This is a genomic window from Cronobacter sp. EKM101R (genome assembly GCF_963888145.1).
GTDB classification, from domain to species: domain Bacteria; phylum Pseudomonadota; class Gammaproteobacteria; order Enterobacterales; family Enterobacteriaceae; genus Cronobacter; species Cronobacter turicensis.
The window spans coordinates 43,922-57,277 of the sequence record NZ_CAWPHW010000005.1 but is presented as its reverse complement, the minus strand read 5'-3'; the positions used below and the strand labels follow the sequence as shown (position 1 = coordinate 57,277).

12 protein-coding genes are annotated in these 13,356 nt (G+C 57.4%); 2 read left to right on the top strand and 10 right to left on the bottom strand.

What is annotated here, in order from left to right:
- Nucleotides 1-57: 57 nt before the first annotated feature.
- The 4 genes from AACV31_RS06055 to dnaB form a co-directional block, all read right to left on the bottom strand.
- The gene (locus AACV31_RS06055) at nt 58-1,686 is read right to left on the bottom strand and encodes a ShlB/FhaC/HecB family hemolysin secretion/activation protein (RefSeq protein WP_202623589.1); all 1,629 of its coding nucleotides are present in this window, start codon (nt 1,684-1,686) and stop codon (nt 58-60) included.
- Nucleotides 1,687-2,151: 465 nt separating this feature from the next.
- The gene (gene tyrB, locus AACV31_RS06050; protein ID WP_165156547.1) at nt 2,152-3,345 is read right to left on the bottom strand and encodes an aromatic amino acid transaminase; all 1,194 of its coding nucleotides are present in this window, start codon (nt 3,343-3,345) and stop codon (nt 2,152-2,154) included.
- 195 nt (nt 3,346-3,540) lie between these two features.
- On the bottom strand, nt 3,541-4,620 hold the full coding sequence (gene alr, locus AACV31_RS06045; RefSeq protein ID WP_161589541.1) for an alanine racemase: 1,080 nt from the start codon (nt 4,618-4,620) through the stop codon (nt 3,541-3,543).
- 173 nt (nt 4,621-4,793) lie between these two features.
- Nucleotides 4,794-6,200, bottom strand: coding sequence for a replicative DNA helicase (dnaB, locus tag AACV31_RS06040; RefSeq protein ID WP_007764598.1), 1,407 nt, complete (start codon nt 6,198-6,200; stop codon nt 4,794-4,796).
- A gap of 120 nt (nt 6,201-6,320) precedes the next feature.
- Here dnaB and AACV31_RS06035 point away from each other — a divergent pair, with 120 nt between their 5' ends.
- A complete protein-coding gene (locus AACV31_RS06035) occupies nt 6,321-7,304 on the top strand; it encodes a quinone oxidoreductase (RefSeq protein ID WP_161589542.1) in 984 nt (327 codons plus the stop codon).
- Nucleotides 7,305-7,485: 181 nt separating this feature from the next.
- Here AACV31_RS06035 and pspG read toward each other — a convergent pair whose 3' ends face one another.
- The 4 genes from pspG to AACV31_RS06015 all read right to left on the bottom strand — a co-directional run bounded on the left by pspG (nt 7,486) and on the right by AACV31_RS06015 (nt 10,897).
- Complete coding sequence (pspG, locus tag AACV31_RS06030) at nt 7,486-7,746, bottom strand: envelope stress response protein PspG (protein WP_007764605.1); 261 nt, start codon at nt 7,744-7,746, stop codon at nt 7,486-7,488.
- Nucleotides 7,747-7,877: 131 nt separating this feature from the next.
- A complete protein-coding gene (dusA, locus tag AACV31_RS06025; protein WP_161589543.1) occupies nt 7,878-8,873 on the bottom strand; it encodes a tRNA dihydrouridine(20/20a) synthase DusA in 996 nt (331 codons plus the stop codon).
- A 90-nt stretch (nt 8,874-8,963) separates the two neighbouring features.
- A complete protein-coding gene (locus AACV31_RS06020; protein WP_161589544.1) occupies nt 8,964-10,244 on the bottom strand; it encodes a conjugal transfer protein TraF in 1,281 nt (426 codons plus the stop codon).
- A 146-nt stretch (nt 10,245-10,390) separates the two neighbouring features.
- On the bottom strand, nt 10,391-10,897 hold the full coding sequence (locus AACV31_RS06015; protein WP_015742659.1) for a cupin domain-containing protein: 507 nt from the start codon (nt 10,895-10,897) through the stop codon (nt 10,391-10,393).
- A 110-nt stretch (nt 10,898-11,007) separates the two neighbouring features.
- On the opposite strand from AACV31_RS06015, the gene zur reads away from it, so the two are divergent.
- On the top strand, nt 11,008-11,523 hold the full coding sequence (zur, locus tag AACV31_RS06010) for a zinc uptake transcriptional repressor Zur (protein ID WP_007764620.1): 516 nt from the start codon (nt 11,008-11,010) through the stop codon (nt 11,521-11,523).
- Nucleotides 11,524-11,602: 79 nt separating this feature from the next.
- Here zur and AACV31_RS06005 read toward each other — a convergent pair whose 3' ends face one another.
- Nucleotides 11,603-11,812: a CsbD family protein gene (locus AACV31_RS06005; RefSeq protein WP_004388591.1), complete on the bottom strand. Its 210-nt coding sequence runs from the start codon at nt 11,810-11,812 to the stop codon at nt 11,603-11,605.
- A gap of 204 nt (nt 11,813-12,016) precedes the next feature.
- On the bottom strand, nt 12,017-13,330 hold the full coding sequence (dinF, locus tag AACV31_RS06000) for an MATE family efflux transporter DinF (RefSeq protein ID WP_165156545.1): 1,314 nt from the start codon (nt 13,328-13,330) through the stop codon (nt 12,017-12,019).
- Between the last annotated feature and the right edge of the window lie 26 nt (nt 13,331-13,356).

Genomic DNA, 13,356 nt, shown 5'->3' with positions numbered 1-13,356 from the left:
GTTATGACGAAAATTTACGCATACGCCTGACCGACGCCAGCCGAAAAAGGCGGGCCGTCAGTATTGCCATTGCAGGGCGAAGCCAAGCGTGACGGGGCTGGTATGCAGTTCTTCTGGCCTGATAAGCGGCACGCCAGCAAACAAATCATAGCCAAATTTGCCTTTGACGCCGCGCACGCCCAGCGCCGCGCCCGCCAGCTGCTTGCCGCTCCAGTAATCGTTTTCCGAGCCTTTCACCTCGCCATAATCCACCCCGAGATAAGGCTGCATCCCCCACTGCGGCAGGTTGAGAGCGATATCGTTGCGCAGATACCAGCCTTTATCGGCATAAATTGTGGTTTCGCCGTCAAAGCCGCGTACCGTCCAGCGGTTGCCGATGGTGAATTTATCCGGCTGCGTCAGACGATCCGGCGACGTCTGCGACATAAAATGCGGTTCGTAGCTCAGCGCAAGGTTGCTGAATCTGAACGGGAACGCGCCGTCGACGCCCAGCGTGATAATACGCGCCTGGGCGTCAGCGTTGCCGACGGCCTCTTCAGCGTCCTCTTGCTCATTAAACCAGGGTGCCGCTTTCTGGTAGCCCAGGTTGCCCTTGATCTGACCGAACGGCAGATACGCCAGATGCTCCAGCGACAGCTTCCAGTTGCTGGTTTTGCGGCGCTGCACCGCAATTTCCTCATCGTTAAGGCGATACACAGAATCGCGGTTGAAGATTTTTAACCCCAGTGTTGTCTTCTGGCTGGCGCTGCGGTAAATCACCCGGCTGAGCTGGGCGCTCTGGTATTTTTCGTCGCCGCTGTAGAGATAACTGAATGCGCCGTCGTGGATAGTCTGGGTGTAACGGTATTGGCTGGCGTAGAGTTCCAGTAACCAGTAGCCCCAGGGAACCGAGTAAAACGCCGAGACGTTATCGCTGCGGTGCCCATCTTCATTTTTAAACGCGCCGCCCCAGGCGACGTAAAACATATCGTTAAGCGAGCTCAGATTATCAAGATAAAGCGCCATCCCGCCCTGCGCGCGCCCGGTATATTTACTGCCGGAATCATCCGCCCAGGCACCAAGCCGCCAGTGTTTGGGTTGGGTACGCGTCACTTCCACCTGCGTCTCGCCCGGTTGCTTTCCGGGGAGCAAATGAATGGACGCACTTGAGCCGGGGATACGTTGTACATTCTCCAGGCCCTGCTCAAGGCCGCGCAAATCGAGTACGTCGCCAGGCAGATCGGGAAAGTTATTTATGGCATGAATGTATTTTCCGCCGTCCCCCTTAAAAACGATATCGCTAATCGTACCCGGCAGAATATGAAGTTTAAGCGTGCCGCTTTTAAGATCCTGCCTGGGAATTAATACGCGCGTCGTAATATAGCCATGCTCTATCAGGCGATTTTGCACCGCTTTATGAATGATTTTAAGCCCGTTAATACCCACACATTTTCCCTTCACGCTGCGTATTACATCCTGGAACGTTATCCAGTGCGCCACCGCGTTTTTATTCTCAAGCTGAATAGCATTAATCGGGTAACAGGGCTGCTCTTCAGGCAGGGCCAGTCCTTCTTCAGGTTTCTCCGTCGTGCTGGAAAGCAACGATTTGCTTTCAGGGGCCAGACTTTCACGACGCGCTTCGTCTTGCTGTTGCTGGTTTAATGCCTGCGTGCTGGCAACGACTTGCGCATTAACCGGTGAATACATGCCAGACAGCAGTAGCAGGAGCGCGGTATATCCGCGTAAACGACAGACATTCACAGTTATTCCTTAATCATCCCTGATTTCTGGCTGGCGGTTTACATTACCGCGCCAGCAGTCCGATGAACTGACGACCCAAAAAGAATGCTCAGGTATATAGCGATGTCCGGATCTCTACAAAATAAACGTGTAAAAAAGTACGAACAGGATGACTAATGAATAAAACAATAATATCTGCACAGAAAATAATAACGGCGTCAGCCCGTTATTACACGTTTAACTAATTGGTCAGAATAATAAATACTCACCAGAAATGCGGCCTGCATTTTCACAGTGAATATCACTCACCTTAAAAGAAGGAGAAAACTTGTTTCACCGGCGTTACAAATTGCCGGGTGACTGATAAGAATTGGCGTAAGGCAGAACCACATCAGAAAGAAAAGCGCTGCCAGGCAGCGCTTTTAAAACACGTTACATTACGGCGGCAAACGCCTGCGCCACCTGTTTTACGTTACGGCTATTGAGGCCCGCCACGCACATGCGACCACTGCTAATCAGGTAAACGCCGAACTCGTCACGCAGGCGGTCGACCTGCGCGGCGCTGAGGCCGGTATAGCTGAACATTCCGCGCTGCTTAAGCAGATAGTCGAAATTACGCCCCGGCACTTCCGTTTTGAGGACATCCACCAGCGCCTGGCGCATCTCCAGAATGCGGCTGCGCATCGCTTCAACCTCGGCGAGCCACTGCGTTTTCAGCGCGGCATCATTAAGCACCGTCGCCACCACCTGCGCGCCGAAATTCGGCGGGCTGGAGTAGTTGCGGCGCACGGTCGCTTTCAGCTGGCCCAGAACTCGCGCAGCGGTGTCTGCATCGTTACAGATTACCGACAACCCGCCCACGCGCTCGCCATAGAGCGAGAAGATTTTGGAGAATGAGTTGCTGACCAGCGCCGGGAGGCCTGCGCTGGCGATAGCGCGAATGGCATAGGCGTCTTCGTCCATGCCAGCGCCAAAGCCCTGATAGGCGATATCCAGGAACGGGATCAGCTCGCGCGCTTTCAGCACCTCGACGACAGCATCCCACTGGGCATTAGTGAGATCCGCGCCGGTCGGGTTATGGCAGCACGGGTGCAGCAGCACGATATCGCGCGCAGGCAGGGTGTTGAGCTTTTCCAGCAATGCCTCGAAACGCACGCCGTTGGTGGCTTCGTCAAACCAGGGGTAAGTGCTTACTTCAAACCCGGCGCCGCTGAAGATGGCCACGTGGTTTTCCCAGGTCGGATCGCTCACCCAGACACGGGACTGCGGAAAGTAGCGTTTAAGGAAATCTGCACCAACCTTCAGCGCGCCTGAGCCGCCCACCGTCTGGATGCTGGCGATACGGCCTGCGGTCAGCGTCGGGTGATCGGCGCCGAACAGCAGCGGCGCAATCGCGCTGCGGTAGTGGTTGAGCCCTTCCATCGGGAGATAAAGCGAGGCGCCGTGCGGCTGCGCGTTAAGGCGCGCTTCTGCCTGAGCCACGGCCTGTAGCTGCGGGATAATCCCCTGTTCGTTGTAATAAAGGCCGATACTCAGGTTTACTTTGTCGCTGCGCGGATCTTCTTTAAAGCGCTCCATCAGCGAAAGGATGGGGTCGCCGGCGTAGGCGTCAACATTCTGAAACACGCTTGGTTCTCCAGATTTACGGTGTGATGTGTCTTCACAATAAACCGGATAGCGCGGCAGATCGAGAGGGATATGGCGGGTGCGCTGCGTTCAGGAACATGGCGGGTGCGCTGCGCTTACCCGCCCTACAGAAGAAGCCCGGTGTTTGTAGGGTGGGTAAGCGCAGCGCACCCACCGTCAGCCATTCACACGCCGTCACTCCAGGTAACGCATCGCCACTCTGGAAGTGAGCCGCGTAACAAGTTCGTAAGCACTCACTCCGGTGATTTCGGCGATACGTTCTACCGGCAGCGCTTCGCCCCACATCACTACCGTGTCGCCTGCTTTCTCGGGCGCATCGGGACCTAAATCGACGCAAATCATATCCATCGCCACGCGCCCGACAATCGGCACTTCGCGGCCATTGACTAACACCGGCGTGCCGGTGGGCGCGCAGCGCGGATACCCATCGCCATAGCCCATCGCCACGACGCCGAGCCGCGTGTCGCGCTCGCTCACCCAGGTGCCGCCGTAGCCGACGGGCTCGCCGGCTTTATGATCGCGCACGGCGATAAGGCTTGAAGTCAGCGACATCGCGGGCTGAAAGCCAAGCTCCGCGCCCCACGGGTGGGTATCGAGCGGCGACACGCCGTAGAGAATAATACCGGGGCGGACCCAGTCGAAATGCGACTGCGGCCAGAACAGGATCCCGCCGGACGCGGCAATCGAGCGCTTGCCCGGTTTGTCGTGCGTGAAGCTGTTGAAAATATCGAGCTGGCGCTCGGTAGCGCCGCAGTCTGGCTCGTCGGCGCGAGCGAAATGACTCACCACGTTCACCGGCTGGCGCACGTTTTTACAGGCCGCGAGCCTGTCGTAAAACGCCTGCGCCGCTTCCGGGCGCACGCCCAGACGATGCATGCCGGTGTCGAGCTTCATCCAGACAGTCACAGGCTCTGACAGCGCCGCCTGCTCCAGCGCCGCCAGTTGCTCTTCGCTGTGTACTGCCGTGTGTAGCCGTTGCGCGGCAATCGTCGGCAGATCGCTGGCGTTAAAAAAGCCTTCGAGCAAAAGAATGGGTTGGGTAATGCCGCCTTCGCGCAGGCGCAGCGCCTCTTCGAGGCGGGCCACGCCGAACGCATCGGCATCAGGGAGAGTACGGGCGGTCTCAAGAAGACCGTGTCCATAGGCGTTTGCCTTCACCACCGCAACCAGTTTACTGGCAGGCGCCAGTTCACGCAGGCGTTGCAGGTTGTGACGCAGAGCGCGGCGGTTTACTACCACAGTTGCCGCTTGCATTGACTTTCCTTGCAGTTATTTTGGTGTATTAACTTTTAAGCTACAGACAATTTGGCGTTATTGGCGCAGCGAGTTTGGGTGCGGCCAGCGCGCAGCCACCGGAGCGTACTGAAGTACGTGAGGATGGCGAGCACTGCCCAAGCCCAAAATCGCAAGTGAAATAGCCAAATTAATTATTCGTCGTCGTACTGGGGACCCGCGTAGTTATCAAACCGCGACCACTGCCCGTTAAACGTCAGGCGCACCGTGCCTATCGGGCCGTTACGCTGCTTACCGATAATAATCTCCGCGATGCCCTTTAAGTCGCTGTTTTCGTGATAAACCTCGTCACGATAGATAAACATAATCAGGTCGGCGTCCTGTTCGATAGAGCCGGATTCACGCAGATCCGAGTTTACCGGACGTTTATCGGCGCGCTGCTCCAGCGAGCGGTTAAGCTGCGAGAGCGCCACCACAGGCACCTGAAGCTCTTTGGCCAGCGCTTTCAGCGAGCGGGAAATCTCGGCGATTTCCAGCGTACGGTTATCGGAGAGCGACGGCACGCGCATTAGTTGCAGGTAGTCGATCATAATCAGGCTTAAGCCGCCGTGCTCGCGGAAAATACGGCGCGCGCGTGAGCGGACTTCCGTCGGCGTCAGGCCCGAGGAGTCGTCTATATACATATTGCGCTTCTCAAGCAGGATGCCCATGGTGCCGGAAATGCGCGCCCAGTCCTCGTCATCGAGCTGACCGGTACGAATACGCGTCTGATCCACGCGGGAGAGCGACGCCAGCATACGCATCATGATCTGCTCGCCGGGCATCTCAAGGGAGAAGATCAGCACCGGTTTATCCTGCAGCATCGCGGCGTTTTCGCACAGGTTCATCGCGAACGTGGTTTTACCCATCGACGGACGCGCCGCTACGATGATCAGATCCGAACGTTGCAAGCCCGCGGTCTTTTTATTGAGATCCTGATAACCCGTATCAACGCCCGTCACGCCGTCATGCGGCTGCTGGTAAAGCGATTCGATACGCGCGACGGTGGCTTCGAGGATCTGATCGATACTCTTTGGGCCTTCGTCTTTATTGGCGCGGTTTTCGGCTATCTGGAACACGCGCGATTCGGCGAGATCCAGCAGATCTTCGCTGCTGCGGCCCTGCGGATCGTAACCGGCGTCGGCAATCTCATTGGCGACAGAAATCATGTCGCGCACGACCGCGCGTTCACGCACGATATCCGCATAGGCGCTGATGTTGGCGGCGCTTGGCGTGTTTTTAGAAAGCTCCGCGAGATACGCAAAACCGCCGACGCTTTCCAGCTGTCCCTGGAGCTCCAGCGATTCGGAAAGCGTAATCAGATCGATGGGTTTGCCCATCTCCTGCAGGCGATGCATTTCGGTGAAGATCATGCGGTGCTGGCGGGTATAAAAATCCTCGGCCACGACGCGCTCAGCCACATCGTCCCAGCGCTCGTTATCCAGCATTAAACCGCCCAACACCGACTGTTCCGCCTCCATGGAATGCGGCGGCATTTTCAGCCCGGCGACCTGCGGGTCACGCGGTTCAGTAGGTTTGTTGAAGGGTTTATTTCCTGCCATAGTGAATGGAGTTACCAAAAATCATCATCAGAGAGAATGAGGAGTGTATCTGATCTGAGTCGTTTTGTACTCAGTTTGCACGCTCCCGCGTTCATGCCCGACACTTAACAAGGAGTTCCTATGGCGACGCGTATTGAGTTCAGCCAGCATGGCGGACCAGAAGTGTTAAAAGCGGTGACGTTTACCCCGGCCGCCCCGGACGAACTGGAAGTGCAGGTGGAAAACAAAGCCATCGGCATCAACTATATCGACACCTATATTCGCAGCGGTCTCTACCCGCCTCCGGCGCTCCCGGCGGGCCTTGGCACCGAAGCCGCGGGCATCGTGACGAAAGTCGGCAGCGGCGTGACGCACCTGAAACCGGGCGATCGCGTCGTCTATGCGCAGTCGGCGCTCGGCGCTTACAGCTCGGCGCATAACGTGCCGGCGGATAAAGCCGTCGTGCTTCCGGATGTCATCTCCTTTGAACAGGCGGCGGCCTGCTTTTTAAAAGGGCTGACGGTTTTTTATCTCCTGCGCAAAACCTACGAAATCAAACCCGACGAGATGTTTCTGTTCCATGCCGCGGCGGGCGGCGTCGGGCTTATCGCCTGCCAGTGGGCGAAAGCGCTGGGCGCGCGGCTTATCGGTACTGTCGGTTCTGCGGAAAAAGCCCAGCGGGCGAAGCAGGCGGGCGCCTGGCAGACCATCAACTACCGTGAAGAAAGCGTGCCTGAAAGGCTGCGTGAGCTGACCGGCGGCAAAAAAGTCCGTGTGGTTTATGACTCGGTGGGCAAAGAAACCTGGGAGTCGTCGCTCGACTGCCTGCAACGCCGGGGGTTGATGGTGAGCTTCGGCAACTCCTCCGGCCCGGTCACCGGCGTGAATCTCGGGATTCTTAACCAGAAAGGCTCGCTTTACGTCACCCGGCCGTCGCTAAACGGCTATCTGACCAACCACGCCGAGCTGGAAGAAGCCAGCAACGAGCTCTTTTCGTTGATTGCCAGCGGGGTTATCAAAGTGGAGGTGGCGGAAGGCCAGAAGTTCGCGCTCGAAGACGCCGCACGCGCCCATAAGACACTGGAGAGCCGCAGTACGCAAGGCTCCAGCTTATTGATTCCGTGAAAGAATTAGGGCTTCCCGCAGGAAGCCCTTTCTTTTTTATTGTTCGCGCCGCATGTAGGGTACAGCGCTGATGAATTCGGTAACTCGGCTGACATAGTGACAGATAGACTTAGCAAAGAACATGCTTTGCCGCCCAAAGCGGGCCGGAAAGTTGCGAGGTTGTGATCAACCCCGCAACTTATTAGTAACGCCAGCGATTCGTCCGGCTGTAACGTGAGGTGCGACGATAATCCGGCACTTTCGGCGCCTTCACCGTGCGGATCACCCACACCACCGCCACCGCCAGCAGCAGCCACGGCAGCACTTTTATCATCAGCGCGAATATGCCGCCGAAAAACATCACCAGCGTCGCCACCATCAGCGCGGCGATAATCCCCAGCAACGACACGCCGGTCGCCAGCAGCATCAGGAAGAAAGCCACCACAAACAGCAGTTCAAACATTGTCGTTCTCCTTAAAAACGTTATGCCCTGCTATTACAAGTTTCGTGCCAGAATTAACTTATTGAATTAAAAAGAAACGCCCCAGGCGGGTACCTGAGGCGTTAGTGAAATTGACCATATTCTGGCGAATCTTAACGTTTATCGGCCACCAGCTTTAGCGCCTGCTCCAGCACGTTAATACCGGCGCCGGGCTTGTGGGCGTTTTCGCTGAGATAGCGGCGCCACTGTCGCGCGCCAGGAATCCCCTGGAAGAGCCCCAGCATGTGGCGGGTGACATGGCCAAGATAGGTGCCTTTCGCCAGCTCGCCCTCAATATACGGATACATCGCGCGCACAACAGCCACCGGATCGGCATCCGGCGTATCAAGCCCGAAGATTTCGCGATCGACCGACGCCAGCAGGCCTGGATTCTGATACGCCTCGCGGCCCACCATCACGCCGTCCATATGCGCCAGGTGCGCTTTCACGTCGTCCAGCGTTTTGATGCCACCGTTGATAGACATCGTAAGCTGCGGGAAATCGCGCTTTAACTGGTAAACGCGCGGGTAATCCAGCGGCGGGATTTCGCGGTTTTCTTTCGGGCTCAGGCCAGAGAGCCACGCCTTGCGCGCATGGATAATAAAGGTGTCGCACCCGCCCTGCTCCGCCACGGTGCCGACGAAATCGCAGAGGAATTCGTAACTGTCCTGGTCGTCGATGCCGATACGGGTTTTGACCGTCACCGGAATGGACACCATGTCGCGCATCGCCTTCACGCAGTCAGCGACAAGCTGCGCCTCGCCCATCAGGCAGGCACCGAAACGGCCATTCTGAACGCGGTCAGACGGGCAGCCAACATTGAGGTTAATTTCGTCATAGCCGCGCGCCTCGGCGAGCTTTGCGCAGTGCGCCAGCGCCGCCGGATCGCTCCCGCCCAGCTGCAACGCTACCGGATGCTCCTCATCGCTATAGGCAAGATAGTCGCCCTTGCCATGGATGATCGCGCCCGTGGTGACCATTTCGGTATACAGCAGCACCTGCGATGAGAGCTGGCGCAGGAAATAGCGGCAATGGCGATCGGTCCAGTCGAGCATCGGCGCGATGGAAAAGCGATGGGCGGGAAAAGCGTTACGGGATGTGGACGTCATAATAGCTAAGCGAGTCGAAGTTCGGGCTGAAAAAGGGGCGCTACTATAGCACAAACTTCAGGCAGGGGCGCATTGCGCCCCTGCACACGGTCAGAAGGTCAGGCTCAGCTGCGCGCCTGCGCCCCAGGTTTCGTTTTCACCAACGATGCCGGTCAAATCGACATGCACGCGGTTAAACGGCGCGAAGCCGACACCCGCGGTAAACACATCGCTCTCGTTATCCTTCACGTCTGCCCGATAACCGGCGCGCACCGCCAGCCAGTTAAGCGGACGCACCTCGGCCCCGACGCCGACGAACTGCGAGTTCTCTTCGCTCTTAAAGCCTTTGGTTTCCGTCAGATCGCCATCGGCGCTCAGCGTCACCATGTCGTTATGCCAGGCCACGCCTGCAGTAACCAGCGGCGAGATCTGATAGGTATCTTTATACCCGTTGACCTCTTTGGTCTCGATATCGCGCGACACCAGGTTCTGCCCGCTCACGCCCACGGTCCAGTTAGGGCCGAAATCCGCCGCCACGCCGGCGTCGACGTTGAAACCGTTGTCGTCGTTGCGATAGCGCGTGCTGTTCAGATCGCCGCTGTCATAGTTATAAATCGAGGCGGTGTAGTTATAGAGCCAGGTTTTTTGCAGCTTCGGCGTGACGCCGACAGAGACCGGCACGTCGCCCACCTGGAACCGGTGCGCAAACGCCACGCCATAATCGGAAACGATCGCCGCGCGGCCAAACGCCGTAGAGGTCAGGCGATCGGTGATGGTGTCTGAGCCGTTGATTGCCGCGTTAATGATTTGGGTTCCTGCGTAAACGTCGTCGTTCTGGATCCGGCGCAGGTAGTCGATGTCACTTTGATCCACGCGGGTGCTGATGCGGGCATGCGCATAGGCTTTCGCCACAAACGCCACCGCGAGCACATCGCTCGGGATACTCACTGCGATGCCGCCCGCCGCGCGTGCGCTTGCCGTTTTACCGCGCAGGTATTCCAGCTCGTCGCCAAGCTCGCCCGCCGCGCCCTGGAACTGGCGCAGTGTGCCGATCGGATCGGCGGCGATATCGCCAGGCGTCAGGCTGTTCACGACATCGCGGTAATAATCGACGCGATCGCTGATATGGTCGATCTCATCTTCAAGATTGTCTTCGTCGGTAATTTGCGCCTGTAAGGCCGGAAGAATAACGGTAACGTCATCTTCCGGTTGAGAGCGCGCCAGCAGCGCCGGGTTAATCAGCACGCCGCTGCCGTAATCGGCTGACGCCACGCCGGTGCCACCCATTGCATCGTTACGGGCCTGCGCCCAGGTATTTGCCGCACTCGCCTGATTGGCCATCACCAGAGAAAGGGCGACGGCTGCCACTGAAGGTTTGATTATATTTTTCACTGTTTACCTGCTTATTAGCAACATGAAGGACATCCTCTGTCGGTTCATGACAGAGACGATTTCTGTTGTGAAGAACGCACTACGCCAGAGGTTGAGGCTTTAACTCAACGGCAATGCCGGGCTCGTTTCGCGATCGCCCTCATTATTTATAGATTAGGGTTCTTAATTCGTGTAGGTAAGCCGTCGTGCGGGCCAAAAAATTGTGGCGGGTGGTCTATCCACCGATCCGGGCGGGTGGCCGCATAGGGGCCATTAAGCGGGTAGTAAATTCGGTTTTCCGGTTTATTCGCCTCGCCCACGACCAGTAGCCGCACTTCGCTGTCGGTATTATTGATAAAGGTGTGGCAAAGGCCGGTACCCGCCGGGAAGCCGACGCTGTCGCCCGGCTTTAAAGGCCACAGCTCGCCATTGAGCCAGACCTCCGGAAACCCTTCGAGCACATAAACAAACTCTTCTTCACTGCTTTCCGCATGGGGGTAAGAGGTACGACGCCCTGGCGGCAGGCGCTCATGGTGAATGCCAAGCCGCGTAAGCCCGGTGCGTTTCGCCAGCGGCGCGCCGATAGACATTAATTCATTGCTGTCGGGGTAGCCCGCGTCGTCGTTACCTTCCACATCCTGCCAGTGACAAATACATTCAGGCCGCGTTTGCATATAAACCTCCAGAGAACATTCCCTAAAAAGGTATAACACAGCCGGGATGTCGGTGTTTTGGCAGGTTCATGATAAAGTGATGACTCAGACCCAACTCATAGAGGATGCCGATGGATACGACGATTACGCAGGAAGTTCTGGCGCAAGCTGAAAAGCTCTGCCAGCAACGTAATGTGCGCCTGACTCCGCAGCGCCTCGAAGTGCTGCGCCTGATGACCATCCAGCCGGGCGCCATCAGCGCTTACGATCTGCTCGATTTATTGCGTGAAACGGAGCCGCAGGCAAAGCCGCCGACCGTGTATCGCGCGCTCGATTTTCTCCTGGAGCAGGGGTTTGTGCATAAGGTGGAATCCACCAACAGCTATGTGCTTTGCCATCTGTTTGATAACCCGGCGCATACTTCAGCGATGTTTATCTGCGACAGATGTGGCGTGGTAAAAGAAGAGGCAGCAGAAGGCGTGGAAGATATTATGCATGCACTGGCGGCCAGAATGGGCTTTGCGTTGCGCCATAATGTGATTGAAGCGCATGGGCTGTGTGCGGTGTGTGCGGAAGTTGAGGCGTGTCGCCATCAGGGACAGTGTGGTCACGACCACAGCATTACCGTGAAAAAGAAAGGACGTTAAATGAGGGTGGGTGGTACATCCTTGTACCGTTGGGCAGGGCAGCCTCAGAGGGAAAATACCGTTTGAGGTGGTGGCCCGATTACCAGCGGTAATCGTGGCGGCTTTCCCAGTCAGTCACTTCCTTGTCGGCCTCATCTTTTGCGTAACCGTAACGTTCCTGGATTTTACCTACCAGCTGGTCACGTTTCCCTTCGATGATGGTCATATCATCGTCGGTTAATTTACCCCATTGCTCTTTCACTTTACCTTTGAACTGTTTCCAGTTACCGCCAGCTTCATCTCTGTTCATAGACGTCTCCTTAACATTCGGTAGTGAATCAGTCTCACAGGTTTTCCTGTGGGGGTTCAGCTCGGGTCATGTCATCATTTGCTGAACGTACTACTCAGTTTAGACGTCAATTTCACCTCTGGCGGGATATTCAGAATCTTTAACCATAACGAAGCGCTGGAACCGACGATTTTTCTCTTGTCCGCAGCGATGTAATTCCAGCGATCACGCTGAATCCAGCAAGCGACCGCGACGCCATAAATAACCGAGCGACAGCCCGCGCAGCGCCAGAAAAACGGTAAGCGCAAGCCACAATCCATGGTTGCCAAGCCGCGGCAACGTCAGGAGCGTCAGGCCAAAGCCGAGCGCCGCGACGCCCATACTGTTGCGCATCTCCGCCCCGCGCGTCGCGCCGATAAACATCCCATCCAGCAGATAACACCAGACGCCGACCACCGGCAAAATCACCTGCCAGAAGAGATAGGGCTGCGCCAGCGCCTGCAATGACGGCAGTGAGGTTAACAGCGACACAATATACTGACCCGCCACGGCATAAAGCAGCGCGAATGCCAGCGCGACCATGCCCGCCTGGCGGCACGCCGCGCGCCAGACGCTGTGCAACTGCGATTTATCCCGCGCGCCGAATGCCTGCCCGGCATGGGCTTCCACCGCATACGCGAAGCCGTCGAGCGCATAAGCCGTGAAGGTTAACAGCGTCATCAGAATGGCGTTAACGGCGACAATATCGCTGCCAAGCCGGGCGCCAAACACGGTGACCGAGGCAAAGCAGATCTGCAACAAGAGCGAGCGCAGCATGATGTCGCGATTAAGCTTAAGCAGCCTGCCGATGCCGCCGCGCCATGCGGTTTTCAGCATCGACAAGGTAATGCCGCGCAGACGCAGCACGCGGGCCGCCATCATCAACCCGATGCCGAGCGTCACATATTCCGCTATCGCCGTCGCCAGCGCCGCGCCCTGGACGTTAAGGCCAAGCCCCATGACGAACCAGAGATCGAGCGCAATGTTAAGCAAATTCCCGACCACCAGCAGGATAACCGGCGCGCGGGCGTACTGAACACCGAGCAGCCAGCCCAGCAACACCAGGTTGGCAAGCGACGCGGGCGCGCTGAGCCAGCGAATCTCCAGAAACCGTCTGGCCTGCGCCAATACGGCGTCGCTGCCGCCGGTAATATGCAGCGCCAGATGAATGAGCGGCTCGCGCAGCGCGATAATCAGCCCCCCGGCAATAAGCGCCAGCGCCATGGGCTGCACCAGCGCGCGGGCCAGCGCTGCCGGATCGCGCGCGCCAAACGCCTGGGCGGTTAACCCGGTGGTGCTCATACGTAAAAAGAGCAGCAGCATAAACAGGAAGCTGGTGGCCGTCGCGCCAACGGCGACGCCGCCCAGATAGACGGGGCTGTCGAGATGACCAATCACGGCGGTATCCACCAGGCCCAGCAACGGCACGGTGATATTGGAGAAAATCATTGGCAGCGCGAGGCGCCAGAGAGCTTTATCGGTAGGAGTGAGAAAAGGCATATGGCGTTCCGATGCCGTTACGCGAA

Coding starts and splice junctions, on each gene's coding strand:
- AACV31_RS06055 (WP_202623589.1), bottom strand. CDS start 1,686: ATGTATTCACCGGTTAATGCGCAAGTCGTTGCCAGCACGCAGGCATTA.
- alr (WP_161589541.1), bottom strand. CDS start 4,620: ATGCAAGCGGCAACTGTGGTAGTAAACCGCCGCGCTCTGCGTCACAAC.
- dnaB (WP_007764598.1), bottom strand. CDS start 6,200: ATGGCAGGAAATAAACCCTTCAACAAACCTACTGAACCGCGTGACCCG.
- AACV31_RS06035 (WP_161589542.1), top strand. CDS start 6,321: ATGGCGACGCGTATTGAGTTCAGCCAGCATGGCGGACCAGAAGTGTTA.
- pspG (WP_007764605.1), bottom strand. CDS start 7,746: ATGTTTGAACTGCTGTTTGTGGTGGCTTTCTTCCTGATGCTGCTGGCG.
- dusA (WP_161589543.1), bottom strand. CDS start 8,873: ATGACGTCCACATCCCGTAACGCTTTTCCCGCCCATCGCTTTTCCATC.
- AACV31_RS06015 (WP_015742659.1), bottom strand. CDS start 10,897: ATGCAAACGCGGCCTGAATGTATTTGTCACTGGCAGGATGTGGAAGGT.
- zur (WP_007764620.1), top strand. CDS start 11,008: ATGGATACGACGATTACGCAGGAAGTTCTGGCGCAAGCTGAAAAGCTC.
- AACV31_RS06005 (WP_004388591.1), bottom strand. CDS start 11,812: ATGAACAGAGATGAAGCTGGCGGTAACTGGAAACAGTTCAAAGGTAAA.
- dinF (WP_165156545.1), bottom strand. CDS start 13,330: ATGCCTTTTCTCACTCCTACCGATAAAGCTCTCTGGCGCCTCGCGCTG.